The following is a 24802-nucleotide window of genomic DNA, read 5'->3' as shown; positions in this document are numbered from 1 at the left end:
AAGTGATAAATCGTCTCACCTGTGATGATTTGGTTTAAATATACTACATAGCCTAAAAGTTAGATAATGCCATATCAAATTTTGCATATCCGATATGGCGCAATGCAAAATTCAGCGGCGGAGAATGGGATCTTGTCGTCGTTGAGGATAAAGAATTTCTTTAATTTATAAAAAACAGGAGCTAAACATGACTCAATTGACACTGCCGGCCGGAATGGAAATCAACGGCGCCATTCAAGCTGGTTACGACGAAATCCTGACGCCGGACGCGCTGGCGCTGGTCGCCAAACTCAGCCGTGCGTTCGAATCGCGCCGCCAGGAGTTGCTGGCAGCGCGGGTGGAGCGGGCCAAGCGTCTGGACGCCGGCGAGCGCCCTGACTTTTTGCCTGAAACCGCGCATATCCGCAATGGCGACTGGAAAATTGCGCCGATCCCGCCGGCACTGGAATGCCGTCGCGTTGAAATCACCGGCCCGGTCGAACGAAAGATGGTGATCAACGCCTTCAATTCCGGCGCCGACAGCTACATGACCGACTTTGAAGATTCGAATTCGCCGGTGTGGGACAACCAGATCAGCGGCCAGATCAATCTGCGCGACGCAATCCGCAAGACGATTTCGCTGGAACAGAATGGCAAATCGTACAAATTGAACGAGAAGGTGGCAACGCTGGTGGTGCGCCCACGCGGCTGGCACCTGGATGAAAAGCACGTGCTGGTGGACGGCAAGCGTGTCTCCGGCGGTATTTTCGATTTTGCGCTGTTCATGTTCCACAACGCCAAGGAGCAGCTGGCCCGCGGTGCCGGTCCATATTTCTATCTGCCGAAGATGGAATCGCATCTGGAAGCCCGTCTGTGGAATGACATCTTCGTGATGACCCAGAACGAACTCGGCCTGCCGCAAGGCACGATCAAGGCTACCGTCCTGATCGAAACGATTCTGGCAGCGTTCGAAATGGATGAAATCCTGTATGAACTGCGCGAGCACAGCTCGGGCCTGAACGCCGGCCGCTGGGATTACATCTTTTCGTGCATCAAGAAATTCAAGCTGGACAAAGACTTCTGCCTGGCCGACCGCGCCAAGGTAACGATGACAGCGCCGTTCATGCGTTCTTATGCATTGCTGTTGCTGAAGACTTGCCACAAGCGCAACGCACCGGCGATCGGCGGCATGGCAGCCTTGATCCCGATCAAGAACGATCCTGAAAAGAACGAAATCGCGATGGGCGGTGTGCGCACCGACAAGGCGCGCGACGCGACCGATGGCTACGACGGCGGCTGGGTCGCCCATCCAGGCCTGGTCGAACTGGCGATGACCGAGTTCAAGAAAGTCCTGGGCGACAAGCCGAACCAGATCAGCAAGCAGCGCGACGACATCAACGTCAGCGCCGCCGATCTGCTCGACTTCAAGCCGGAAGCGCCGATCACCGAAGCCGGCCTGCGTTACAACATCAACGTCGGCATCCACTATCTGGGCGCCTGGCTGGCCGGTAATGGTTGCGTGCCGATCCACAACCTGATGGAAGATGCGGCAACCGCAGAAATCAGCCGCGCCCAAGTCTGGCAATGGATACGCTCCAGCAAAGGCGTGCTGGAAGATGGTCGCAAAGTCACGGCTGAGATGGTGCTGGCGATGATCCCGGAAGAGTTGGTCAAGGTGAAGAGCTTGGTCGGCGAAGGCGCGACTTACGACCGTGCCGCGAAAATCTTTGAAGAAATGTCGACCTCGGCTTCGTTCGCGGAATTTTTGACCTTGCCGCTGTACGAAGAAATCTGATTGAGAGGGGCGGTTGATGGGTTAATATGCCGCCTTCAGTTGCAAAAAAAGCCGATCGCAGGATCGGCTTTTTTATTAAGACATTGATTTTATTCGAGGTTCTGCACTTGCTCACGCATCTGGTCGATCAGCAATTTCAATTCCATCGACGCATCGGCCAATTCCTTGATGGCCGCTTTGGAGCCGACAGTATTTGCTTCGCGATTCAGTTCCTGCATCATGAAATCCAGGCGCTTGCCGACTTGGCCGCCTTTTTTCAGGATATGCCGGGTTTCGGTCAGGTGCGCTGCCAGTCGCGACAGTTCTTCGGCAATGTCGATGCGGATGCCATACAGCGTGACTTCTTGCCGGATCCGGTCCAGCACTTCGTCGCGCGACAGGGTGGGGCTGTTGCCATTCGAATTTTGCTGGGCCAGGCCGAGCGCTTCCTGCATGCGTTCGGTCGCTTTTTGCTGGAATTGCGCAATCACTTGCGGCACCAGCGGCGCAATCCGTTGCACGATCGCTTCCATGGCGTCGATGCGGGTGATCAGCGTCGCTTGCAGTGCCGCGCCTTCACGTGCCCGCGATTCGACAAATGCCTCCAGCGTCGCATTCATCGTGGCCTGGACTTCGGCTTGCAGGGTGTCCTGGCTAATCACGGCCTCTTCGATGACGCCGGGCCAGCGCAGCAATTCGTTGACCGAGAGCGGTGTCGCAGTGCCGAACTGTTGTAGCACAGCTACTTGCATATCCGCCAGCGAAGCCAGCAATGCGGTATTCAGCGCCTGGCTGGTGCCGCCGGCAATCTTGCGGCCAAAGCTGAGCCGGCATTCGACTTTGCCGCGCGCGATACGGCCGATGATGGCTTCGCGCAAGGCCGGCTCCAGCGAGCGCAAATCGTCGTTGAGCCGGAATTGCAAATCCAGGAAGCGCGAATTGACGCTCTTGAGTTCGATGGTAATGGTGCCCGCGGCGGTTTCGCGATTGATGACGGCATAGCCGGTCATGCTACAGATAGTCAAAATGCTGTCCTTTATTTCTCGTTTGCAAGGGTTCTACTTTACAATTCGGCGATTTATCAAGACAATCCACTCTAATATTGACTAAGGTAGGATCGCATGGCCGCGCAAAACAATGCCCCACTGCCTGACGGGCTCAAAATCGCTGGATATCGCATTGTAAAGAAGATTGCTTCTGGCGGGTTCAGTATTGTCTATCTGGCATACGACGAAGATGGCAACGCAGTCGCCATCAAGGAATATCTGCCGAGTTCGCTGGCGCTGCGCCAGTGGGGCGAGCTGGCACCGGCGATTTCGCCGGAAAATCTGCCGACTTTCCGGATCGGCCTCAAATGCTTTTTCGAGGAAGGCCGCGCATTGGCGCGTATCACGCACCCTAACGTGGTGAGCGTGATTAACTTTTTCCGCGCCAACGAAACGGTTTATATGGTGATGGCTTACGAGTCGGGCCGTTCGCTGCAAGAGCATATCCTGCGTCGCCGCGACAAGGGCGAGAAGCCGCTGGTGTCCGAAAAATTCATCCGCAAGATGTTCCGTCACGTGATGAACGGCTTGCGCGAAGTGCATACCCACAAGTTGCTGCATCTGGATCTGAAGCCGGCAAATATTTATTTGCGCGCTGACGGCACGCCGATTCTGCTGGATTTCGGCGCGGCTCGCCAAACCTTGCGCTCCGATTCGCCGAAGCTGTATCCGATGTACACACCGGGCTTTGCGCCGGCCGAGTTGTATGAGCGGAACGGCAATCTGGGTCCGTGGACCGATATTTACAGCATCGGCGCGTCGATTTTCGCCTGCATGGTGGGTGCGCCGCCGCAACCGGTCGATCAACGCAAGCTGAACGACAAAATGGAAGGCCATTTCCGCAGATTGGAAGGGCTGTATTCAGCGGAGCTGATCCAGGTGGTGCGCTGGTGCCTGATGATCGATCCGATGCAAAGACCGCAAAGCGTGTTCGCGGTGCAGCGAGCTTTGATGGAACCGGTGCAGGAAGAGGTGGTGAGCATACCGGATCGGATCACGCGCAAAATTCGCAGCGTCTTCTTTACCCAACTCGAGTTTCGCAGAAAGCCAGTGAGCAACCCGAACACGATGATTCAGGAAAACACGCAATAGTTCGCCGTCTAGCGTTATGGGCGGGTTATTCCAAGAGTGTTTTTTTGAGCGATATTTCCAATAAGAATTACTTACTGAGTTTTCATGCGATTTTCTGTTTATCAAGAGAGCCATATCGGCGGCCGCAAGGTCAATCAAGACCGGATGGGCTACAGCTTTACACGCGACGCTTTGCTGCTGTTGCTGACCGACGGCATGGGCGGCCACCTGCACGGCGAGATCGCGGCCAATATCGCGATGCAGACGATCGGTTCGCTGTTTCAGAAAAATGCGCAACCCTATATCAAGAAGCCGGAACGTTTTCTGGAAGACAGTTTTTATGCCGCCCACATGGAAATCCATCGTTACAAGGATGTCCATAAACTGTCGGAAACTCCCCGTACTACCGTGGTTGCCTGCCTGATTCAGCATAACAGCGCATTTTGGGCGCACTGCGGCGATTCGCGGCTGTACTGGATGCGCGACGGGCAAATCCTGGCCCGCACCCGCGATCATTCGAGGATCGAGAGCCTGATTGCACAAGGCAAGGCCGATCCATCGGAACGGGCCACGCATCCTGATCGCAACAAATTGTTCAATTGCCTCGGCGCCAACAATATGCCGATAGTCGAACTGTCGCGGCGCGTGAGTCTGCAGGCCGGCGACGTCATGTTGCTGTGTTCCGATGGCTTGTGGTCGGTGCTGCCGGATCACACCATGGCGCAGCGCCTGCAAACCAGCACCATTGTGCGGGCGATACCGGAGCTCATTACCAGCGCGCTCGGGATTGCCGGCAAGACCAGCGACAATGTGACCGCACTGGCGATGGCTTGGGGCAGCGACCCGAATCTCGACGATCCATCCAGTATCGTCACCCACACCTTGCCGATCGGCAGTCTGACCACCACCATTCAGGCTCCGCGGCTTGGCGCTACCGATGCCGATGAGGCATTTAACGATGCCGATATCGAGAAGGCGATCGCAGAAATCCGCGGCGCGATCGAAAAAACATCCAGCCTCACACCTAAGGAATAAATTCTCATGTCGTCCATTACCCGCCCCAGCGGACGCGCCGCCGATGCCTTGCGCGACGTGCGCCTGACCCGTAATTACACCAAGCACGCCGAGGGTTCGGTGCTGGTCGAATTCGGCGACACCAAAGTGATCTGTACCGCCAGCCTGGAAGAAAAAGTCCCCGGTTTTTTGAAAGGCAAAGGCCAGGGCTGGTTGACGGCCGAGTACGGCATGCTGCCGCGCTCCACCAATACCCGCATGGATCGCGAAGCAGCCAGAGGCAAGCAATCCGGCCGCACGCAGGAAATCCAGCGCCTGATCGGCCGCTCGTTGCGCGCCGCCTTCGATTTGCAGGCATTCGGCGAGCGCACCTTGCATCTCGATTGCGATGTAATCCAGGCTGATGGCGGCACGCGCACCGCGTCGATTACCGGGGCCATGGTCGCCGCCTACGATGCTTTTTCGGGACTGGTGGAAAGCAAGGCGATTGCCGCGATGCCGCTCAAGCATTTTGTCGCCGCGATCTCGGTCGGCGTCTATCAAGGAACACCGGTGCTGGACCTGGATTATGTGGAGGACTCCGGCTGCGATACCGACATGAACGTCGTCATGACCGATGCCGGTCACTTTATTGAGGTGCAGGGAACCGCCGAAGGCGTCGCCTTCGACCGTCCGACCTTGAATAGCTTGCTGGATCTGGCGCAAGTCGGGATTAGCGATCTTATCCTGTTGCAGCGACAGGTTCTTGGCTTGTCTGCATAAATAGGTTTGTCGTTGAGAAATTGAATGGGGCGGAGTCTTTTCGCAGTTGCAATGCGAAAAAACTCCGCCCCTTTTTAACGCCGCTTACTTCGTGAGCGCCGTCTGCAGCCTATATAATCGCCCCCATGTATATCGATTCCCACTGCCATATAAATTTCCCCGAACTGTCCGCCAGGCTTCCGGAAATTCTCGCCAGGATGGCGCAAAATCACGTCACCCATGCACTTTGCGTATCGGTCGATTTGCCCGATTTTCCGCAAGTGCTGGAACTGGCAAAAAACTATCCGAATATCTATGCATCGGTCGGCGTTCATCCCGATTACGAGGACACACCCGAACCCAGCGTGGATGATTTGATCCGGCTGTCCGATCATCCGAAAATTATCGCCATCGGCGAAACCGGACTCGACTATTTCCGCTTGCAAGGCGATCTGGAATGGCAGCGTGAACGCTTCCGCCGTCACATTCGTGCTTCCCGCGCAACCGGCAAACCGTTGATCATTCACACCCGCGCCGCGTCCGCCGACACCATCCGCATCATGCAGGAAGAGGGCGCCGGTACCGACGCCGGCGGCGCTGGCGGCGTGATGCACTGCTTTACCGAATCGCTGGAAGTGGCCGAGGCAGCCATCGCGATGGGGTTTTATATTTCGTTTTCCGGCATCGTGACTTTCAAGAGCGCCAAGGAGTTGCAGGCGGTGGCGCTGGCGGTGCCGCTGGAAAGCACCTTGATCGAGACCGATTCGCCCTACCTGGCGCCGGTGCCGCACCGTGGGAAAATGAACGAGCCGGGATGGGTCATGCACGTCGGCGAGTTTCTGGCCAACCTGAAACAGGTGCCGGCAGCCCAGGTGGCGCAACAGACGACAGATAATTTTTTCAAATTGTTCAAGCTAACAAAGGACCAAGCGCATGTTTAATCCGCAGAGTCATAGTCGAACTTCGGCTTTCTTTCGTATGGTGCTGGTATTGGTGCTTGTATTTGGCTGTTTGCCACTGTCAAGCAAGGCGAATAAGACCGATGATTATTTCAAGGCGGTCAAAATGGATGACGAGCGCGGCATGCAGGCGCTGTTGGCGCATGGCGTCGATCCTAATCTGGTCGAGCCCCAGCGCGGCGAGAGCGGATTGATGCTGGCCTTGCAGGAGGACTCGAAGAAGGTCTTTGCGGTGCTACTGAACGCCCGCGGCATCGACCTCAATGCGCGTGCCCGCAACGGCGATACCGCTCTGATGATTGCCTCATATAAAGGCAAGGTGGCCGCGGTCAAGGCTTTGCTGGATAAGGAGGCAGAACCCAACAACACCGGCTGGACCGCGCTGCATTATGCCGCTGCGGTAGGCAACGACGAGATCGTCCAGATGTTGCTGGACGCCTCCGCCTATATCGATGCCGGCTCGCCCAACCATACAACGCCGATCATGATGGCGGCCCGCGCCGGGAAAATCCTGACGGTCAAGCTGCTGCTGGATGCCGGCGCCGACGCGACTTTGAAAAACGATGTCGGCATGACGGCGATTGATCTGGCCAGGAAATTCGATCATCAGGATATTGTCGATGGCTTGACGTATCGGTTGAAGAAGGCGGGAAAATTGTAAATATTTGCAGGACAGAGAAGCCACAACAATTGCGGGACAGAGTTTAAGAGTCGCCGTAGCGCGACGAATTACTCTGTCCCCAACTAGTTAGAAGCGGCGTATCAATTGGAATAAAAGAAGGCAGTCACGGAGCCGGGTAATTGGATAAAACCTGCTGTCCTACATCCCGAATATCCCTGGTCCCGGTCAGCGCCATGCTGACATCCAGTTCCTGCCTCAGAATCTCCAGCATCTTGGTGACCCCAGCTTCGCCCATCGCACCCAGGCTATACAGAAAGGCGCGGCCGATCATGGTGCCTTTGGCGCCGAGGGCGACGGCTTTCAACACGTCCTGGCCGCTGCGAATGCCGCCGTCGAACCAGACTTCAATCCGATCGCCTACCGCATCGACAATCGCCGGCAGCGCCGAAATCGACGATACCGCACCGTCCAATTGGCGCCCGCCGTGGTTGCTGACGACGATCGCATCGGCGCCGGTGGTGGCGGCAATCCTGGCGTCTTCGACATCCAGGATCCCTTTCAGAATCAGCTTGCCGCCCCATTGCTCCTTGATCCAGGCAATGTCGTCCCAACACAAGGTCGGGTCGAACTGGCTCGCGGTCCACTGACTGAGCGTCAGGATGCCGGAGCCGCCCTTGACGTGGCCGGCCAGGTTGCCGAACGTCTTGCGGGCACCGAGCGCGCGCAAGACCCAGCCGGGTTTGGTGGCCAGGTCCAGCACATTGGCCAGCGTCAGTTTGGGCGGCACCGACATGCCGTTTTTCAAATCCTTGTGGCGCTGGCCGAGAATTTGCAGGTCCAGCGTCAGTACCAGCGCCGAACACTTGGCCGCCTTGGCGCGCTCGATCAGCGATCTGACGAAGCCGCGATCGCGCATCACGTACAACTGAAACCAGAATGGCTTGGTGGTCACGCTGGCAACGTCTTCGATCGAACAAATGCTCATGGTCGACAGGGTGAAGGGGATACCGAATTTTTCGGCGGCGATCGCACCTAGCATTTCGCCGTTGGCCCATTGCATGCCGGTCAGGCCGGTCGGGGCAATTGCCACCGGCATCGTCACGTCTTGCCCGATCATCTGGGTAGCGATGTTGCGTTGATCGACGTTGATGGCTACCCGCTGGCGCAATTTCAGCGCCGCCAGATCGCTGCTGTTGGCGCGGTAGGTGCATTCGGTATAAGAACCACTGTCGGCGTAATCGTAAAACGCTTTCGGCACCCGCTTCTGGGCAAGTATGCGCAGATCTTCGACGCAGGTAATGACGGGCATGTGGGTTCTCCGTGAATCTGATTTTGGCTATTGGAAATGAGTTTGCTGCCATGGCTTAGGCCAGCCCTCTATCGTAGAGGAAAAAATAGTAGCCATGGGGGAAAGTCGATTGCCGTTTGGCATCAGGCATCTCGGATCAGGTCCAAATCGTCTTTGACATCCATCCCTGTAAACCTATGCTTGAATTCTGGAGCGAACCCGCTGAAGCAGCGACGGATTGGCGTTTCAGTGCAACCTAATGACATCTATTCAGGAGCTACCATGCCACGCAAATACATCGACTGCCGCGAATATCCGAGCGACATGAACTGCTCGGTGGCGATCAGCGCAGATACCGATAGCGAACTGCTGGAGGCGGCAGTCCAGCATGCGGTCAGCGTGCATCACCATGAAGACACGCCGGACTTGCGCAAACAGCTTGGCCAGTTGTTCAAGGAGGGCACGCCGCCATTGAAAAAAGAAAGTACACCGCCGATCACCTGAGCTGGCGCCGGTTCAGCTGCCAAGCAATTCCTGCGCCGCCAGCATGCCGCTGCGCACCGCAGCCTCCAACGTTGCCGGATAGTCGCTGACGGTGTAATCGCCGGCCAGCATCACACCGTCCAACTCGGGTACGCGGTTGGCTGGGCGGATCAGGCCCGGGGTGCAGGCGAAGGTTGCCCGTTTCTCTGAAATGACCTTGATCCAGTCTGGATGCGCCAGTTGCGGTTGGCGGAAGACCTCGGCCAGTTGTGCCGCAACCGCTTGTCCCAGCATGTCGCGGCCGGCTTCGATGGCGGCGGACGAGGTGCTGATCACCACGGCCAGCAAGCCAGCCTGAGCCGGATCGAGCTGGCCGCGATCGAATACGAATTGACCCCAGGCGGCGCTATTCGAGGTGCTGCCCGGACGGTCTACCAATGCGAAGAACGGCCGTTCGAGCCGCGTGTCGGCGGCATATTGCAAGTAGCAGGTGGTGATCGGTTCATAACTGAAACCGCGCAATACGGAAGTCAGTGCCGGCGCTATCAGGCCGCTCAGCAAATTGGCTGCCATGTCGGGCGGCGTGGCGATCACGACTGCATCGAACTCTTCGCTGAATCCATTTCCCGCAAGCTTCCACCGGCGATCGTGGCGATTCGGGTACTCGCGCAGTTGCCTGACGTGGCAGCCGTGCCGGACGCTGCCGCCGCGTTGTTCGATAAAAGCGGCAGCGCGCTCTGGAAACAGGCCGCTCAGGTTGACGCGCGGCAGCAGCATGTCGGAAGCGCTGCGGCGCGCACCCAGGCTGTCGCGCAGCACAGCCAGGAAAACCTGGGCCGAAGCCTGTTCCGGCGGCGTATTTAGCGCGGCGATGCACAATGGCCGCCACATCAGCTGGATCAGGCGTTCGGTCTGGTTGAAGCGTTCCAGCAAAGTGCTGACGCTGCAATCGTCGTTCAATTGCCAGCCCATCCAGCGCGCAGCGGAAGAGAAGCGCGCCAGCGCCAGCTTGTCGTCGCGCTTGAGCCCGCGCGCACGGCACAGCGCCAGCAACAAATGCAGCGGAGCCGGCAGGCGCGGCGCGGCGAAGGTCATGCCGCCGCTATCGGCCGGGTAGCACATCTGCAACGGCAAGCGTAGCGTCGCGGCGGACGGATCGATGCCGACCGTGCGCATCAATTGCAGGCTTTGGCGGTAAGCGCCGAGCAAAATGTGCTGGCCGTTATCCAGCGTGCTGCCGTTGATCTCGACCCGGCGCGCCCGCCCGCCGAGGTAACGGCCGGCCTCGAACAAGGTGACCTGGCGGCCGGCGCGCGCCAGTTCGACCGCTGCCGCACAGCCGGCCCAGCCAGCGCCGATAACGGCGATATTTTTTGCGGAGACAGTCATTTCAGCATGGTTGAGCGTGCCGGTTCAACCGCGCACATAGGTTTTCCATGCCAGCCACAATTTACGGATCGGCGTCAGCGATATGCGTTGATTCAGCACGTGAAAGCCGTCGCGCTCGATTTCGGTCAGCAGCGCGCGATAGATGGCGGCCATCATCAGGCCGGGACGCTGCGCACGTCGATCTTCCTTCGGCAGCAAGGCAAATGCCTCGTCGTAGGCTTGCTGCGCGCGCGCTACCTGGAACCGCATCAGGCTGACAAAGTTGTCAGTGTGGCGGGCGTTCAGGATGTCGGCGGCGGTGACATTGAACTGCTGCAATTCGTTGACCGGCAGGTAAATCCGGCCCTTGCGGCCATCTTCGCCGACGTCGCGAATGATGTTGGTCAATTGAAACGCCAGGCCGAGTTTTTCGGCGAATTCGAGAGTCTGCGGCTGGCTGACGCCAAAGATGCTGGCCGATAAGATGCCGACGACGCTGGCGACATGCCAGCAATATCGCTTCAGGCCAGGGAAGTCGAGATAACGGGTCTGGTCCAGATCCATCTCCATGCCGTCGATGATGGCTTGCAGGTGCTTGCCGTCGAGTCCGTAAGGCTGCAAATGCGGTTGTAACGCCTGCGTCACTGGATGGGATGGATTGCCGGCCAACATGGCGGCGATTTCCTTGCGCCACCACATCAATTTGTTGCGGGCTACGCTGGCATCCGTGCATTCGTCGACGGTGTCGTCGACTTCACGGCAGAACGCATAGAGCGCGGTGATGGCGCGGCGACGTTCCTGCGGCAAAAACAGGAAGCTGTAATAAAAACTGGAACCGCTCTGAGCGGCTTTTTGCTGACAGTAATCGTCGGGGGACATGGATATAAAGGCTGATAAAAATGACAAGGGCAACCGCCGCGCATTGCTGAATTCGGCTTGCCCGGGAGTATACGTAAAAACGGATGACTGAAAGAATAACTTTTTACAGAGTCATCTTTTAGAGCCTACGCAGCACCTTTTTGTCATGGATAGTAGGGCGGAAAAGCGTAGCGCCTTCCGCCGCAATGCCGGTTGCAATGCCGGTCGCAATCGTCGCATGTTGAGCGTCACATGACGGATAACCCTGCGCTCATCCGCCGGCTGTTGCAGATCTTAGGCGTGCCCCATGCGCACGGCACGCCATGCCAGCAGTATCCAATCGGCTTTATTGAGTTTTGGCCGATGACGGAACACGTCGTAATCGACCGCTTCCAGCCGCTCCAGGATGCGCAATCCGCCTTGTATCACCAGGCGCAGTTCCCAGCCGATCCGGCCCGGCAGCCGCAGCGCCAGCGGCTTGGCGCCGGTCATCATGGTGCGCGCACGCTGCACCTCGAACTGCATCAATCGGCGCCAGGCATGATCGACGATGCCTTCGGCAATGTGGGCCTGGGTCACGCCGAAGCGTTGCAGGTCTTCCAGCGGCAGGTAAATCCGCGCCTTGGGCCAGTCGATCGCGACATCCTGCCAGAAGTTTATTAACTGCAATGCCGAGCAGATCGCATCCGAATCGCGCAAATTCAATGTGGTCGCCTCGCCATATAAATGCAGCATCAGGCAGCCGACCGGATTGGCCGAGCGCCGGCAATAATCCAGCAAATCGCCAAACTGGGTGTAACGGGTGGTCACGACATCCTGCTTGAATGCCGACAGCAAGTCGCGAAACGGTGTCAGCGGCAGCCGATGGCTGGCGATGGTTTGTTCCAGTGTCTGGAACAACGCGCTTTCAGCCGGTTGGCCTTGTTCGATCAGGTCCAGTGCCGCTTCATAGGCGCGCAACGCGCGCAAGCGATCTTCGGGCGTGGCATCACCTTCATCGGCGATATCGTCGGCGCTGCGCGCGAAGGCGTATATTGCCCGTACTGCAGGGCGCAGAGGCGCTGGCAGCAGCAGCGACGCCACCGGGAAATTTTCGTAATGATTGACAGACATTTAGCGCGTAAACAGTGTGTTGTTGTTTGGAAAAAAGAAATTGGACTGTTGCTGTTTGCCTGATCGGTTACCAAATAGCCGTGGTCAATCATGATCACGGGCAACTATAATTGCCGACTTAAAAGCTGGACTTAAAGCTGTTTATGAACTTGCCGGCACGCTCGCATCGCAGTGCCGCGATGGCCTGCTCAAGCAGCGGCAGTCAATCGCAGGCGCATTTTCAGCCCCGAATAGTAAAGGAAAAACCGTGTTGACCCCGATAAATCCGCGTCAAGCAGCACTGCCAGAAGTTGCCGCGCGTACTGCCAAATTGTTTGCCGCCTGCCTGTTGGTTGCGCTAACAGCCTGTTCCAAGCCGGCCGAAAAGGCAGAAGACATCCGGCCGGTAAGAGTGATAGTGCTGACGCCGGCGAATGCCGACGTCATATCGGAATTTCCTGGGGAAGTCCAGGCGCGCTATGAGTCGCAGCTCGGATTCCGGGTCGGCGGCAAGATTATCGCCCGCCAGGTCGAGGTCGGCAGCACTGTCAAGCGCGGTCAGGTGTTGATGCGGCTCGACCCGCAAGATTTGCAATTGTCGCAGGCGCAGGCCGTGGCGGCGGTGAAGTCTGCGGCAAGCAATCGGGATCTGGCGCAAGCCGATTTGAAGCGCTATCAGGAATTGCGCGACAAGAATTTCGTCAGCCAGGCAGTGTTGGAGGCCAAGGACACCGCGTTCAAGGCGGCCCAATCGACTTACGATCAAGCCCAGGCGGCTTTCAAGGGGCAGCTCAATCAAACCGCTTATGCCACGCTGGCATCGGATGTGGATGGCGTGGTGACCGGGATTCATGCCGAAGCCGGGCAGGTGGTCGCTGCCGGCACGCCGGTGGTCAATGTGGCGCGCCAGGGCGCCAAGCAAGTGGTGGTCGGTGCGCCGGAAAACCAGGTTGATGCATTACGTCGCAGCACCGATGTGCGCGTGCGCTTATGGGCCGATCCGCAACAGGTGATTCATGGCACGGTGCGCGAGGTGTCGCCGATTGCCGATCCTGTCACTCGTACCTATAGCATCAAGATTGCGATTCCCGACGATGCGCCCAATGTCAAACTTGGCATGACCGCGTATGCCGCGTTCGCCAGCAAAACCAGCGACAACGCGATCAAGGTCCCGCTCACCGCGCTATTGCGGGTCCAGGATCACAGCGTAGTGTGGGTGGTCGAGCATGGCGCCGTGCGGCAAGTGCCGGTGCAAATCGCCGGTCAGCAAGGGAACGATGTCCTGATCGCCGGCGCCCTGGCTGCCGGTCAGCAAGTGGTGACCGCAGGCGTCAACCAGCTGAAATCAGGGCAAAAAGTCACCATCCTGAACGCGCCCGAGCCCGTAGCGCATGGCGATAAGACGGCATCGACTCCAGCCAAGGTAGCCCAAACTTCTTCCACAGCCAGTGGGGCTGTGCAATGAGCAAGGGAAACGGTTTCAATCTATCGCGCTGGGCGCTCGAACATATCCCGCTGACGCGTTACCTGATGGTGGCGCTGCTGATTGGCGGCATCATGAGTTATGGCCGTCTGGGGCAGGACGAAGATCCGCCGTTTACCTTCCGCGCGATGGTGGTGTCGGCCCAGTGGCCGGGCGCCACAGCACTGCAGATGGCCGATCAGGTCACCGACAAGCTGGAGAAAAAGCTTCAGGAAACGCCGCACGTCGATACCATTCGCAGCTATTCCAAGCCGGGCGAGACGCTGATCATCTTGCAATTGCAAGAGGCCGCAACGCCAAAAGACACGGTCGACGCCTGGTACCAGGTCCGCAAGAAAATCAACGACATGCGCCTGACTTTGCCGCAAGGGGTGCTGGGGCCGTTTTTTAATGATGAATTCGGCGATACCTACGGCTCGATTTTTGCGATTTCCGGCGATGGTTTCAATTATGCCGATGTCAAGGATTACGCCGATTTTGTGCGTCAGCAATTGCTGACTGTGCCGTCGGTGGACAAGGTTGAAATGTTCGGCGTCCAGGATGAAAAAATATTCATCGAGTTTTCGCAGAAAAAATTCTCGCAACTAGGCATCACGCTGCAGGACATCGTCAATCAATTGAGTGCGCAAAATGCGCTGCAATCGACCGGGTTGCTGGCAACCCCCAGTGACAATCTGCAAATCCGCGTCAGCGGGGCACTGGCATCGCCGAAAGACTTGGAAAATCTGCAATTGCGGGCCGGTGCGCCGGGTGCCGCCACCACTTTCCGGCTCGGCGACTTCGCTGTGATCAAGCGCGAATACCAGGATCCGCCCATAAGCAAAATGCACTTCAACGGTAAGGAAGTGATCGGCTTGGGTGTCTCAATGGCGAAAGGCGGCGACATCATCACGCTGGGCAAGGAGATGGAGAAGGTGGTGGCCGCAATCAAGGCCAAATTGCCGGTGGGGATAGAGCTGGAGCGGGTATCCAACCAGCCGAAGGTGGTTGCGGAATCGGTCAATGAATTCATCAAAACATTGATCGAAGCCGTGCTGATCGTACTGGCGGTCAGCTTTTTTTCGCTTGGCTTGCACACCAAACCGTTCCGCGTCGATGTGCGCCCCGGCTTGGTGGTGGCGTTGACGATTCCGCTGGTGCTGGCCGTGACTTTTTTGTGTATGCGGATTTTCAACATCGACTTGCACAAAATATCGTTGGGTGCGTTGATCATCGCGCTCGGTTTGCTGGTGGATGACGCCATCATCGCGGTCGAAATGATGGTGCGCAAGATGGAAGAGGGGTTGTCGCGGTTGGAAGCGGCGACCTTCGCCTATACCTCGACCGCGATGCCGATGTTGACCGGCACCTTGATTACGGCCGCCGGATTTTTGCCGATCGGCCTGGCTAAATCGGCGGCTGGCGAATATACCTTTTCAATATTTTCGGTGAATGCGCTGGCCTTGCTGATTTCCTGGCTGGCGGCGGTGCTGTTTACGCCTTACCTCGGTTATTTGTTGTTGAAAGTGAAGCCGGCCGCCGGCGCCGATGGTCATCATGAGCTGTTCGATACGCCGTTCTATACCCGCGTCAGAAGGACAGTCAACTGGTGCGTCGAATGGCGCAAGACCACGATTTTGCTGACGCTGGCGGCGTTTGGCCTGGGCCTGTTCGGCTTCAAGTTTATCGAGCAGCAATTTTTCCCGGATTCCAGTCGGACGGAATTGATGGTCGAATTATGGCTGCCGGAAGGTTCGTCTTTCAGCGCTACCGAGGCGCAGGCAAAAAAATTCGAGGCTTTCATCCGGCGTCAGGATGGCTTGGAAAGCGTCACCAGTTACATCGGCACCGGCAGTCCGCGTTTCTATCTGCCTCTGGATCAGATTTTTCCGCAGACTAATCTTGCGCAAATGGTGGTGCTGGCCAAAGATCTGGCATCGCGCGACAAATTGCGGCTGAAAATCGAAGATGTCTTCAAGCATGATTTCCCCGAAGTGCGCGGACGCGTGAAATTGCTGCAAAGCGGTCCGCCGGTGCCCTATGCGGTGCAGTTCCGCGTCAGCGGCACCGATGCGCTCAAGGTCAGGGCCATCGCCGATCAGGTGAAAGAGGTAATGAATGGCAATCGCAACATCGTCGGCCTCAATGACAACTGGAATGAGTCGGTCAAGGTGCTGCGGGTGGATCTCGATCAAGATAAATTGCGTGCTCTAGGGATCGGTTCGCAAACCGTGATGCAGACGGTCAACACACTGTTGACTGGTAGCACGATCGGCCAATATCGCGAACATGACCGCCTGATCGACATCGTTGTAAGGCAGCCGTCCGATGAGCGGTCGACGATGGATGCGCTCAATCAAGCCAATGTGCCGACGGCCAGCGGCAAGTCGGTGCCGCTGGCGCAAATCGCCAGCGTTAAATTGGTGTGGGAGCCGGGGGTGGCCTGGCGCGAGTGGCGCAACTGGGCGATCACGGTTCAGGCCGATGTGGTGGATGGTGTGCAGGGGCCGACGGTGACGGCTCAGATCAATCCGCAACTGGACAAAATCCGCGCGCAATTGCCGCCTGGTTATGTCATTGATGTCGCCGGCGCCGCGCATGACGCTGGCCGGGCGCAGGACTCGATCGCAGCCAATGTGCCCTTGGTGATTTTCATTATCTTCACTTTGCTGATGCTGCAATTGCATAGTTTTTCGCGGGCATTGCTGGTGTTCCTGACCGGACCGCTGGGGATCGCCGGTGCGGCGATGGCCTTGCTGATATTGCAGCGGCCATTCGGATTTGTCGCGCAACTCGGGGTGATTGCACTGTTCGGCATGATCATTCGCAATTCGGTGATTTTGATCGACCAGATCGAGCACGATATCGCCGCAGGTGTGGCGCCGTGGAATGCCGTGGTCGAATCGGCTGTGCGGCGCTGCCGGCCTATCATGCTGACCGCGGCGGCGGCGGTGCTGGCTATGATTCCTTTATCGCGTTCGGTGTTTTGGGGGCCGATGGCGGTGGCGATCATGGGTGGCCTGATCGTTGCCACCGGCTTGACCCTGCTATTCCTGCCGGCTTTATATGCAGCCTGGTTCCGGGTCAGGAAGCCGGGCTAGCGAATATTTCCACCATAAAAATATGGCGAAAGTGGGTGGTTCCCCTCTCGCCATATTTCAAAGCTTGAAGTAGAATAGCCGGCTGTTCAATCGCGTAGACCGATTGATTCAAATGCGACCGTGGCGAAATTGGTAGACGCAACAGGTTTAGGTCCTGTCGAGAGCAATCTTGTGGAGGTTCGAGTCCTCTCGGTCGCACCAGGCTTGTCGGTAAATATTGTCCGGCTGGCTGGAAATGTAGAAACCCTCTCAGGAGGGTTTTTTTATGCCTGGAGCATTTTTTGACTTTTCTGTCGGGGGAGCTATGCGTGCAAAATCTTTGGTTCTGATAACGTTGCTCGGACTTAGCGCCGTCGCGTCCGGTGTCGTGCAGGCGGCGTCTGAGCAGATTGGCGAGGTAAGCACGGCATTCCGCTGGATCGGGCGCAATGATAGGGTCGTGGTTGAGGCTTATGACGATCCCAAGGTGCAGGGCGTTACCTGCTATGTATCGAGAGCGCGTACCGGCGGCGTCAAGGGCACGGTTGGTTTGGCCGAAGATCGTGCCGAGGCATCGATTGCCTGTCGCCAGGTTGCGGCTACGGTGCAATTCACGGGCAAACTGCCATTGCAGGAAGATGTATTTACAGAGCGGATGTCGGTGCTGTTCAAGCGCCTGCATATCGTTCGCGTGATCGACCCGAAGCGCAATACGCTTATCTACCTGACTTACTCCGATAAGTTGGTTGACGGCAGCCCGCAAAACAGCGTTACAGCGGTGCCGGTACCGGCAAATAGCCCGATTCCTGTCAAATAAGCAGGTATTGCCGGGGCGGTATTGCTGGTTTTGGCGCAACAACCAAATTTACGTATAGAATAACGGACTTTAGCGCGACAGAGATGGGATGAAAGCGGCGATAATCCGCCGCTCTGGTCAACAGGGAATCCGGAGTTCCGGGATTCTCAGGCGGCTTGATCACCTCTGGTCGCTCCACAGAATTTTTTATTTTTGGACGATTCACATGGCAACTGCAGTCGAAACTCTGGATAAACTTGAACGCCGTATTACCCTCACCATCGCATTGAGCGAAGTGCAGACTGAAGTCGAAAAGCGCTTGAAAGTTCGCGCTCGCACGGCTAAGGCTCCTGGCTTCCGCCCAGGTAAAGTGCCGATGAAAATGGTCGCTGCACAATATGGATATCAAGTGGAAACCGAAGTGCTGAACGACAAAGTTGGCAGCGCATTCAACAATGCCGCCAATGAAAACAATCTGCGCGTTGCCGGTTTTCCAAAGATCGAGCCCAAGACCAGCGAAGGCGTGGCTGAGGGCACACTCGCATTTGATGCGACTTTCGAAGTCTATCCTGAAGTCAAGATCGGTGATCTGGCTGGCGTAGAAGTCGAAAAAACCAAAGCGGAAGTCAGCGACGCTGAAATCGACAAGACCATCGACATCCTGCGCAAGCAACGTGTGCACTATCACGTTAAAGGCGAGCAGGGCGCGCATGGCGATGGCGGCAGCGATCTGTCGGCTCAAAACGGCGACCGCGTTACAGTCGATTTCGTCGGCAAGATCGACGGCGTCGAATTCCAGGGTGGCAAAGCTGACGACTACGCATACGTACTGGGCGAAGGCCGCATGCTGCCAGAATTCGAAAGCGCTACGATCGGACTCAAAGTCGGCGAAGCCAAGACCTTTGATCTGGCATTCCCTACTGACTATCACGGCAAGGATGTTGCCGGCAAAACTGCCGAATTCACGATTACTCTGAAGAAATTGGAGTGGGCGCACCTGCCTGAAGTTGACGCTGAGTTCGCTAAAACACTGGGCATCGAAGACGGTGATCTGGTAAAAATGCGCGCCGACATCAAACTCAACCTGGAGCGCGAAGTGGGTTCCCGCGTCAAGGCCAAGAACAAAGATAGCGTGATGGACGCGTTGATCAAGGTAAGCGATCTGGACGTGCCAAAATCATTGGTCGAGCAAGACGTGCAACGCCTGGTCGAAATGACCCGTCAGGATATGGCGCAACGCGGCATGAACGTCAACGACATGCCATTCCCTCCAGAACTGTTCACAGCGCAAGCCGAGCGTCGCGTTCGCCTGGGATTGATCCTGGCCGAAGTGGTCAAGGAAAACAAACTGCAAGCGACACCGGAACAGGTGAAGGCGCAGGTTGAAGACTTCGCTCAAAGCTACGAAGATCCGCAACAAGTATTGAAATATTATTTCAGCGATCGCCGTCGTTTGTCCGAAGTCGAAGCCCTTGTTTTGGAAGAAAACGTCGTTAACTACGTGCTGGGCAAATCAAAGGTCACCGAGAAATCGGTAGCGTTTGATGAATTGATGAGCAACAACGGGCAACAGGCTTAATTGTCCTGGAACACCTATAAGAATCGTAGCAAGCGACCCAAGCTCGTGATGAGCTTGGGTGACGCAACAGGTTTTATAGGTGGCAGCGTCAATCAGGTTTTGAGCGCTCTCCATAAGGAAAAATATGACAGGCTTTAATCGTAATTCGGCACTCGATACTGACATGCTCGGAATGGTGCCGATCGTGATCGAACAAAGTGGTCGCGGCGAGCGTTCGTACGATATTTATTCGCGCTTGTTACGCGAGCGTGTGATCTTCCTGGTCGGTCCGGTCAATGACCAGACTGCCAATCTGGTGGTCGCGCAATTGCTGTTTCTCGAAAGCGAAAATCCTGAGAAGGATATCTCCCTGTATATCAACTCTCCCGGCGGATCGGTCTCTGCCGGTATGGCGATTTACGATACGATGCAGTTCATCAAGCCGGACGTGTCGACGCTGTGCACGGGCATGGCTGCATCGATGGGCGCGTTCTTGTTGGCTGCAGGCGCCAAGGGCAAGCGCTTTTCACTGCCAAACTCGCGCATCATGATTCATCAACCGCTAGGCGGTGCACAAGGGCAAGCTTCGGATATCGAAATCCAGGCGCGTGAGATTTTGTATCTGCGCGAGCGTCTGAACGGTATTCTGGCGGAAAAAACCGGCAGAACCGTTGACCAGATCAGCAAGGATACCGATCGCGATAATTTCATGTCTGCGCACGCAGCGGTGGAATACGGTCTGATTGATAAGGTTCTGGCGACACGCTCTTGATTGGTATGTATCGCGCAAAACGCCCGGACCCGAAGGTTCGGGCGTTTTGCTTTTCAAACCGGTTCTAGATGTTCTTGCGTGGCTACAATCGATACGGCAATGTGCCTCAAAGACAGTTGTCCGAAGCGCTTTTGTTGGCTGGTGTCGTGACGAATTTGCTTTTCGCAGGTAATATCAAATCAATGCCAAACGTACTCTTACTTAAACAGTGTCTCTATGCCTGATAAAAAATCTTCCAGCGGCGAAAAACTGCTTTATTGCTCCTTTTGTGGCAAAAGCCAGCACGAGGTAAAAAAACTCATCGCGGGTCCGTCGGTATTCATTTGTGATGAATGCATCGACCTCTGCAATGACATCATTACTGATGAGGCCTCAAATGTCGAAACGCTGGATGGGCAAAAATCGGAACTGCCGATTCCGCAGGAAATCTGCGATTTGCTCGACCAGTATGTGATCGGGCAAAAAACTGCCAAGCGGATCTTGTCGGTGGCGGTCTATAACCACTATAAGCGCCTCAAGCACCTTGGCAAGAAGGATGACGTCGAGCTAGCTAAAAGCAATATCCTGCTGATCGGTCCAACCGGATCAGGCAAGACCTTACTGGCGCAAACGCTGGCGCGCATGCTGAATGTGCCGTTCGTGATCGCCGATGCCACCACGTTGACCGAAGCCGGGTATGTCGGCGAAGACGTCGAAAACATCATTCAAAAATTGCTGCAAAATTGCAATTACGAAGTAGAGAAGGCGCAAAAAGGTATTGTCTACATTGATGAGATCGATAAGATCTCGCGCAAGTCGGATAATCCGTCGATTACCCGCGATGTGTCAGGTGAGGGCGTGCAGCAAGCGCTGTTGAAACTGGTCGAAGGCACCATGGCTTCGGTGCCGCCGCAAGGCGGGCGCAAGCACCCGAATCAGGATTTCGTGCAGATTGACACCACCAATATCCTGTTCATTTGCGGCGGCGCTTTCGATGGTCTTGCCAAGATCATTTCAGAACGCTCGGAAAAAAGCGGGATCGGCTTTTCGGCAAATGTTAAGAGCCAGAGCGAGCGCACCTCAAGCGAAGTGCTGCTGGACGCGGAGCCAGAGGACTTAACCCGTTTCGGATTGATCCCAGAGCTGGTCGGCCGCCTGCCGGTGATTGCTACCTTGACGGAGTTGAACGAGGCTGCATTGATCGAGATTTTGATTGAACCGAAGAATGCGCTTGTTAAGCAATACTCCAAGCTGCTGCAGATGGAGGGGGCCGAGCTTGAAATCCGACCAGCTGCGCTCCATGCCATCGCCAAGAAAGCGCTGGCGCGCAAGACCGGTGCGCGTGGTTTGCGATCGATCCTGGAGCATGTGCTGCTTGACGTGATGTATGACCTGCCAAGTCAGCAAAATGTCGCCAAGGTGGTGGTTGATGAAAATACGGTCACGAGCGGTGCGAAACCATTGTTGATCTATCATGAGCAACCGAAGGTGTCCGGCGCGAAGTAACTGGAGTTAATTGATGTTTTGCCAGCTGCCATCATCTGATGGCAGCTCTTTACAGATCTTGACGGCGTTCTAGAGATTTGTAAAAACATGAAGGGAATAAGGTTTTAAGCCATCTTTTCGCGCAATCGCAGTACAATTTGCCGAAATATAATTCATCTGGCTTCAATCGCAAAGCCACCCGAAGGTAACTTCGCGTGTGGCTTTTTTTATTTGCCATAACAAATAGAAGTAGTGATTTATTGTTGAGACTGGGGCTTGAGTTTCGGCCACTCGTGCCAACATCATTAATAAGTTTTTTTGATAAGGCTCGTCATGACGACTTCTACATTTACTGAACAAACGCAGTTGCCGCTTTTGCCGTTACGGGATGTGGTTGTATTCCCGCATATGGTGATCCCTTTATTTGTCGGGCGTCCAAAATCGATCAAGGCGCTCGAAGCTGCGATGGAGCAGGGCAAGAGCATCATGCTGGCCGCTCAGAAAGCGGCTGCCAAGGATGAGCCTTCGGCAGACGATATTTATGAAATCGGCTGCGTCGCCAACATTTTGCAAATGTTGAAATTGCCTGATGGTACCGTCAAAGTATTGGTGGAAGGTGCCCAGCGCGCCCGTATTCATCACATCAGCGAACTGGACACGCATTTCGTCTCAGACCTGACTCCGGTCGACTCGGAGCTGGGTGATGAGGCGGAAGTGGAGGCAATGCGTCGCGCAATCGTTCAACAATTTGACCAATACGTCAAATTGAACAAGAAAATTCCACCGGAAATATTGACCTCGTTGTCCGGCATTGATGACGCGGGTCGACTCGCCGATACCATCGCTGCACATTTGCCTCTGAAGCTGGAGCAAAAGCAGGTCATCCTGGAAATCTTCAATATCGCCAAGCGCTACGAGCACTTGCTTGGGCAGCTGGAAGGCGAGCTGGATATTCTTCAAGTCGAAAAGCGTATCCGCGGTCGCGTCAAGCGGCAGATGGAAAAGTCTCAGCGCGAGTACTACCTGAACGAACAGGTCAAAGCGATCCAGAAAGAGCTTGGCGAAGGCGAAGAAGGTGCCGATCTGGATGAGCTGGAAAAGAAAATCCTGTCTGCCAAGATGCCGAAGGAAGCGTTTGAAAAAGCGCAGAGCGAACTAAAAAAACTGAAGCTTATGTCGCCAATGTCTGCGGAAGCAACAGTGGTGCGAAATTACATCGACACACTGGTTGGTTTGCCGTGGAAGAAAAAATCCAAGGTCAATAATGAACTTGGAAATGCCGAGAAGGTGCTGGAAGGCGATCATTACGGTCTCGATAAGGTCAAGGAACGCATTCTGGAATATCTCGCCGTACAACAGCGCGTCGATAAACTGAAAGCGCCGATTCTGTGCTTCGTTGGTCCTCCTGGTGTTGGCAAGACCTCGCTGGGGCAGTCGATCGCCCGCGCCACCAATCGCAAGTTCGTGCGGATGGCTTTGGGCGGCGTGCGCGACGAGGCTGAGATCCGCGGCCACCGTCGTACTTACATCGGCTCGATGCCGGGCAAGATTTTGCAAAGCCTGGCTAAGGTTGGCGTGCGTAACCCGTTGTTCCTGCTCGACGAGATCGACAAGCTGGGCATGGATTTCCGAGGCGATCCGTCTTCCGCTTTGCTTGAGGTGCTTGATCCAGAGCAGAACCATACGTTTTCGGACCACTACATCGAAGTCGATTTCGACTTGTCGGATGTGATGTTTGTCGCAACCTCGAACTCATTTAACATCCCGCCGGCTTTGCTGGATCGGATGGAGGTAATCCGACTGTCGGGTTACACGGAGGACGAAAAGACGAATATCGCGCAACGCTATCTGCTGCCTAAACAAGTCAAAAACAACGGTCTGAAAGCAGAGGAAATCAGCATTGCCGAGGGTGCGATCCGCGACATCATTCGTTACTACACACGGGAAGCTGGAGTGCGTTCTCTCGAACGTGAAATTTCCAAGATTTGCCGTAAGGTGGTAAAGCTGTTGCTGCTGAAAAAGCAGGAGAAAAAAGTTGCGGTGACCTCCAAGAACATCGACAAATTCCTCGGCGTTCGACGTTTCGATTACGGCATCGCCGAAAAAGAAAACCAAATCGGCCAGGTGGTCGGCTTGGCGTGGACGGAAGTCGGCGGCGACTTGCTGACAATTGAAGCCATGACTATGCCCGGCAAAGGCGCGATCATTCGCACCGGTACATTGGGCGACGTGATGAAAGAGTCGATTGAGGCGGCGCGCACCGTGATGCGCAGTCGCGCGAAGAAGCTCGGCATCAAGAGTGAAGTGTTCGAGAAGAGCGACATTCACATCCACGTGCCTGAAGGTGCAACGCCGAAAGACGGACCATCGGCAGGGATCGCGATGACAACCGCATTGGTCTCGATTTTTACCGGGATTCCGGTGCGGGCCGATGTTGCGATGACGGGCGAGATTACCTTGCGTGGAGAGGTGTTGCCGATCGGCGGCCTGAAAGAAAAGCTGTTGGCGGCACATCGCGGAGGGATCAAGATGGTATTGATCCCCGAGCAGAATGTGAAGGACCTGGCCGAGATCCCGGACAACGTCAAGAACAAGCTGGAAATCGTACCGGTGCGCTGGATCGACAAGGTGCTTGAGCTCGCCTTGGAGCGGCAGCCGGTGGCTTTGACCGACGAAGAGGCAGTGGTCGATACCGCGGTTACCAAGAGCAGCGAGAAATCGGATCCTAGCGTGGTCAAGCATTAAAAGAGCTTGCGTGGCTTGGTCAAATTTCTGCCCATGAAAGAAGCGCTCGCAAGGGCGCTTTTTTTATGCGCGAAGGAATTTGAGTTTGAATATTTTAGTTTGTTAAATCGGCTTGAACTGGTGCGGATGCTCCGCAAACCGCTTGACACAAGGCTTTGCGACTTGTTTAATACGGGCTGCGGATTTTTTTCTGCATTCTCTGCGATGATGTCCGCAAAAATGTAGGTAAAAAATATCATCTCGAATTTCAATCTTTGTGAGGGGCCCTAAGTGAACAAAACCGAATTAATCGATCACATTGCCAAATCAGCAGACATTTCCAAAGCTGCTTCGACACGTGCGCTGGATGCAGTGATCGCTGCAGTTAAAACCACGCTGAAAAAGAATGGCTCCGTGACGCTGGTCGGCTTCGGCACATTCTCTGTTGGTAAGCGTGCCGCACGGACAGGCCGTAATCCACGTACAGGCGAAGCAATTAAAATCAAAGCTGCCAAAGTTCCTAAATTTAAACCTGGTAAAGCTTTGAAAGATGCTGTAAACTAATGCTTTTGGCGTGGTGACAAACGCCAATGTTTGACTGTTCTTATCCTCGCGTTTTGTATCAGGTACTGTTTGAATAGAAGCGATACG

Annotated in this window: 20 protein-coding genes and 1 tRNA gene; 16 read left to right on the top strand and 5 right to left on the bottom strand. The window is 55.7% G+C overall.

The features are described 5' to 3' along the window. Window positions 1-187 precede the first annotated feature (187 nt). Window positions 188-1774 carry a malate synthase A gene (gene aceB / locus ACFPM8_RS06910; protein WP_378996395.1) on the top strand — a complete coding sequence of 529 codons (1587 nt, stop codon included), beginning with the start codon at window positions 188-190 and terminating at the stop codon, window positions 1772-1774. Window positions 1775-1863: 89 nt separating this feature from the next. Here aceB and ACFPM8_RS06905 read toward each other — a convergent pair whose 3' ends face one another. Beyond that, window positions 1864-2763 carry a YicC/YloC family endoribonuclease gene (locus tag ACFPM8_RS06905; RefSeq protein ID WP_378996618.1) on the bottom strand — a complete coding sequence of 300 codons (900 nt, stop codon included), beginning with the start codon at window positions 2761-2763 and terminating at the stop codon, window positions 1864-1866. A gap of 111 nt (window positions 2764-2874) precedes the next feature. Here ACFPM8_RS06905 and ACFPM8_RS06900 point away from each other — a divergent pair, with 111 nt between their 5' ends. The 5 genes from ACFPM8_RS06900 to ACFPM8_RS06880 all read left to right on the top strand — a co-directional run bounded on the left by ACFPM8_RS06900 (window position 2875) and on the right by ACFPM8_RS06880 (window position 7245). Beyond that, window positions 2875-3891, top strand: coding sequence for a serine/threonine protein kinase (locus tag ACFPM8_RS06900; protein WP_378996393.1), 1017 nt, complete (start codon window positions 2875-2877; stop codon window positions 3889-3891). Between the two features lie 84 nt (window positions 3892-3975). Continuing rightward, window positions 3976-4905 (top strand): PP2C family protein-serine/threonine phosphatase, encoded by a 930-nt coding sequence (locus ACFPM8_RS06895; RefSeq protein WP_378996390.1) that lies wholly within the window; start codon window positions 3976-3978, stop codon window positions 4903-4905. A gap of 6 nt (window positions 4906-4911) precedes the next feature. After that, window positions 4912-5646 carry a ribonuclease PH gene (gene rph, locus ACFPM8_RS06890; RefSeq protein ID WP_378996388.1) on the top strand — a complete coding sequence of 245 codons (735 nt, stop codon included), beginning with the start codon at window positions 4912-4914 and terminating at the stop codon, window positions 5644-5646. Window positions 5647-5771: 125 nt separating this feature from the next. Beyond that, window positions 5772-6566 (top strand): TatD family hydrolase, encoded by a 795-nt coding sequence (locus ACFPM8_RS06885; RefSeq protein ID WP_378996386.1) that lies wholly within the window; start codon window positions 5772-5774, stop codon window positions 6564-6566. After that, window positions 6559-7245 (top strand): ankyrin repeat domain-containing protein, encoded by a 687-nt coding sequence (locus tag ACFPM8_RS06880; protein ID WP_378996384.1) that lies wholly within the window; start codon window positions 6559-6561, stop codon window positions 7243-7245. Before ACFPM8_RS06885 ends, ACFPM8_RS06880 begins: the two co-directional genes overlap by 8 nt. Window positions 7246-7369: 124 nt before the next feature. Here ACFPM8_RS06880 and ACFPM8_RS06875 read toward each other — a convergent pair whose 3' ends face one another. Then, window positions 7370-8515 carry an alpha-hydroxy acid oxidase gene (locus ACFPM8_RS06875; RefSeq protein ID WP_378996381.1) on the bottom strand — a complete coding sequence of 382 codons (1146 nt, stop codon included), beginning with the start codon at window positions 8513-8515 and terminating at the stop codon, window positions 7370-7372. A 261-nt stretch (window positions 8516-8776) separates the two neighbouring features. Between ACFPM8_RS06875 and ACFPM8_RS06870 the strand changes: the two genes are divergently transcribed. Further along, the gene (locus ACFPM8_RS06870) at window positions 8777-8998 is read left to right on the top strand and encodes a DUF1059 domain-containing protein (protein WP_378996379.1); all 222 of its coding nucleotides are present in this window, start codon (window positions 8777-8779) and stop codon (window positions 8996-8998) included. Between the two features lie 12 nt (window positions 8999-9010). On the opposite strand, the gene hpnE is transcribed toward ACFPM8_RS06870, so the two are convergent. The 3 genes from hpnE to hpnC all read right to left on the bottom strand — a co-directional run bounded on the left by hpnE (window position 9011) and on the right by hpnC (window position 12316). Further along, window positions 9011-10366, bottom strand: coding sequence for a hydroxysqualene dehydroxylase HpnE (hpnE, locus tag ACFPM8_RS06865; protein WP_378996377.1), 1356 nt, complete (start codon window positions 10364-10366; stop codon window positions 9011-9013). Between the two features lie 24 nt (window positions 10367-10390). After that, a complete protein-coding gene (hpnD, locus tag ACFPM8_RS06860; protein WP_378996374.1) occupies window positions 10391-11224 on the bottom strand; it encodes a presqualene diphosphate synthase HpnD in 834 nt (277 codons plus the stop codon). Between the two features lie 273 nt (window positions 11225-11497). Continuing rightward, the gene (gene hpnC / locus ACFPM8_RS06855) at window positions 11498-12316 is read right to left on the bottom strand and encodes a squalene synthase HpnC (protein ID WP_378996372.1); all 819 of its coding nucleotides are present in this window, start codon (window positions 12314-12316) and stop codon (window positions 11498-11500) included. A 247-nt stretch (window positions 12317-12563) separates the two neighbouring features. On the opposite strand from hpnC, the gene ACFPM8_RS06850 reads away from it, so the two are divergent. From ACFPM8_RS06850 to ACFPM8_RS06810, 9 genes are all read left to right on the top strand, one after another. Then, complete coding sequence (locus ACFPM8_RS06850) at window positions 12564-13760, top strand: efflux RND transporter periplasmic adaptor subunit (protein ID WP_378996370.1); 1197 nt, start codon at window positions 12564-12566, stop codon at window positions 13758-13760. After that, window positions 13757-16858 (top strand): efflux RND transporter permease subunit, encoded by a 3102-nt coding sequence (locus ACFPM8_RS06845; protein ID WP_378996367.1) that lies wholly within the window; start codon window positions 13757-13759, stop codon window positions 16856-16858. The genes ACFPM8_RS06850 and ACFPM8_RS06845 overlap by 4 nt, the downstream gene beginning before the upstream one ends. 114 nt (window positions 16859-16972) lie before the next feature. Further along, window positions 16973-17059: transfer RNA gene (locus ACFPM8_RS06840), tRNA-Leu, on the top strand. A gap of 103 nt (window positions 17060-17162) precedes the next feature. Then, entirely contained in the window at window positions 17163-17654 is a 492-nt protein-coding gene (locus ACFPM8_RS06835; RefSeq protein ID WP_378996616.1) for a CreA family protein, read from the top strand. A 205-nt stretch (window positions 17655-17859) separates the two neighbouring features. After that, a complete protein-coding gene (gene tig, locus ACFPM8_RS06830; protein WP_378996365.1) occupies window positions 17860-19212 on the top strand; it encodes a trigger factor in 1353 nt (450 codons plus the stop codon). A 124-nt stretch (window positions 19213-19336) separates the two neighbouring features. Further along, window positions 19337-19963 carry an ATP-dependent Clp endopeptidase proteolytic subunit ClpP gene (gene clpP, locus ACFPM8_RS06825; RefSeq protein WP_378996364.1) on the top strand — a complete coding sequence of 209 codons (627 nt, stop codon included), beginning with the start codon at window positions 19337-19339 and terminating at the stop codon, window positions 19961-19963. A gap of 216 nt (window positions 19964-20179) precedes the next feature. Continuing rightward, a complete protein-coding gene (clpX, locus tag ACFPM8_RS06820; RefSeq protein ID WP_378996362.1) occupies window positions 20180-21448 on the top strand; it encodes an ATP-dependent Clp protease ATP-binding subunit ClpX in 1269 nt (422 codons plus the stop codon). 312 nt (window positions 21449-21760) lie between these two features. Further along, on the top strand, window positions 21761-24172 hold the full coding sequence (lon, locus tag ACFPM8_RS06815; RefSeq protein WP_378996360.1) for an endopeptidase La: 2412 nt from the start codon (window positions 21761-21763) through the stop codon (window positions 24170-24172). A gap of 270 nt (window positions 24173-24442) precedes the next feature. Further along, a complete protein-coding gene (locus ACFPM8_RS06810) occupies window positions 24443-24715 on the top strand; it encodes an HU family DNA-binding protein (RefSeq protein WP_014006418.1) in 273 nt (90 codons plus the stop codon). The last annotated feature ends 87 nt before the right edge of the window (window positions 24716-24802 follow it).

The organism is Paraherbaspirillum soli (genome assembly GCF_042654985.1).
In the GTDB taxonomy this organism is placed as follows: Bacteria; Pseudomonadota; Gammaproteobacteria; order Burkholderiales; family Burkholderiaceae_D; genus Paraherbaspirillum; species Paraherbaspirillum soli.
This window is presented reverse-complemented; position numbering and strand designations above follow the sequence as displayed.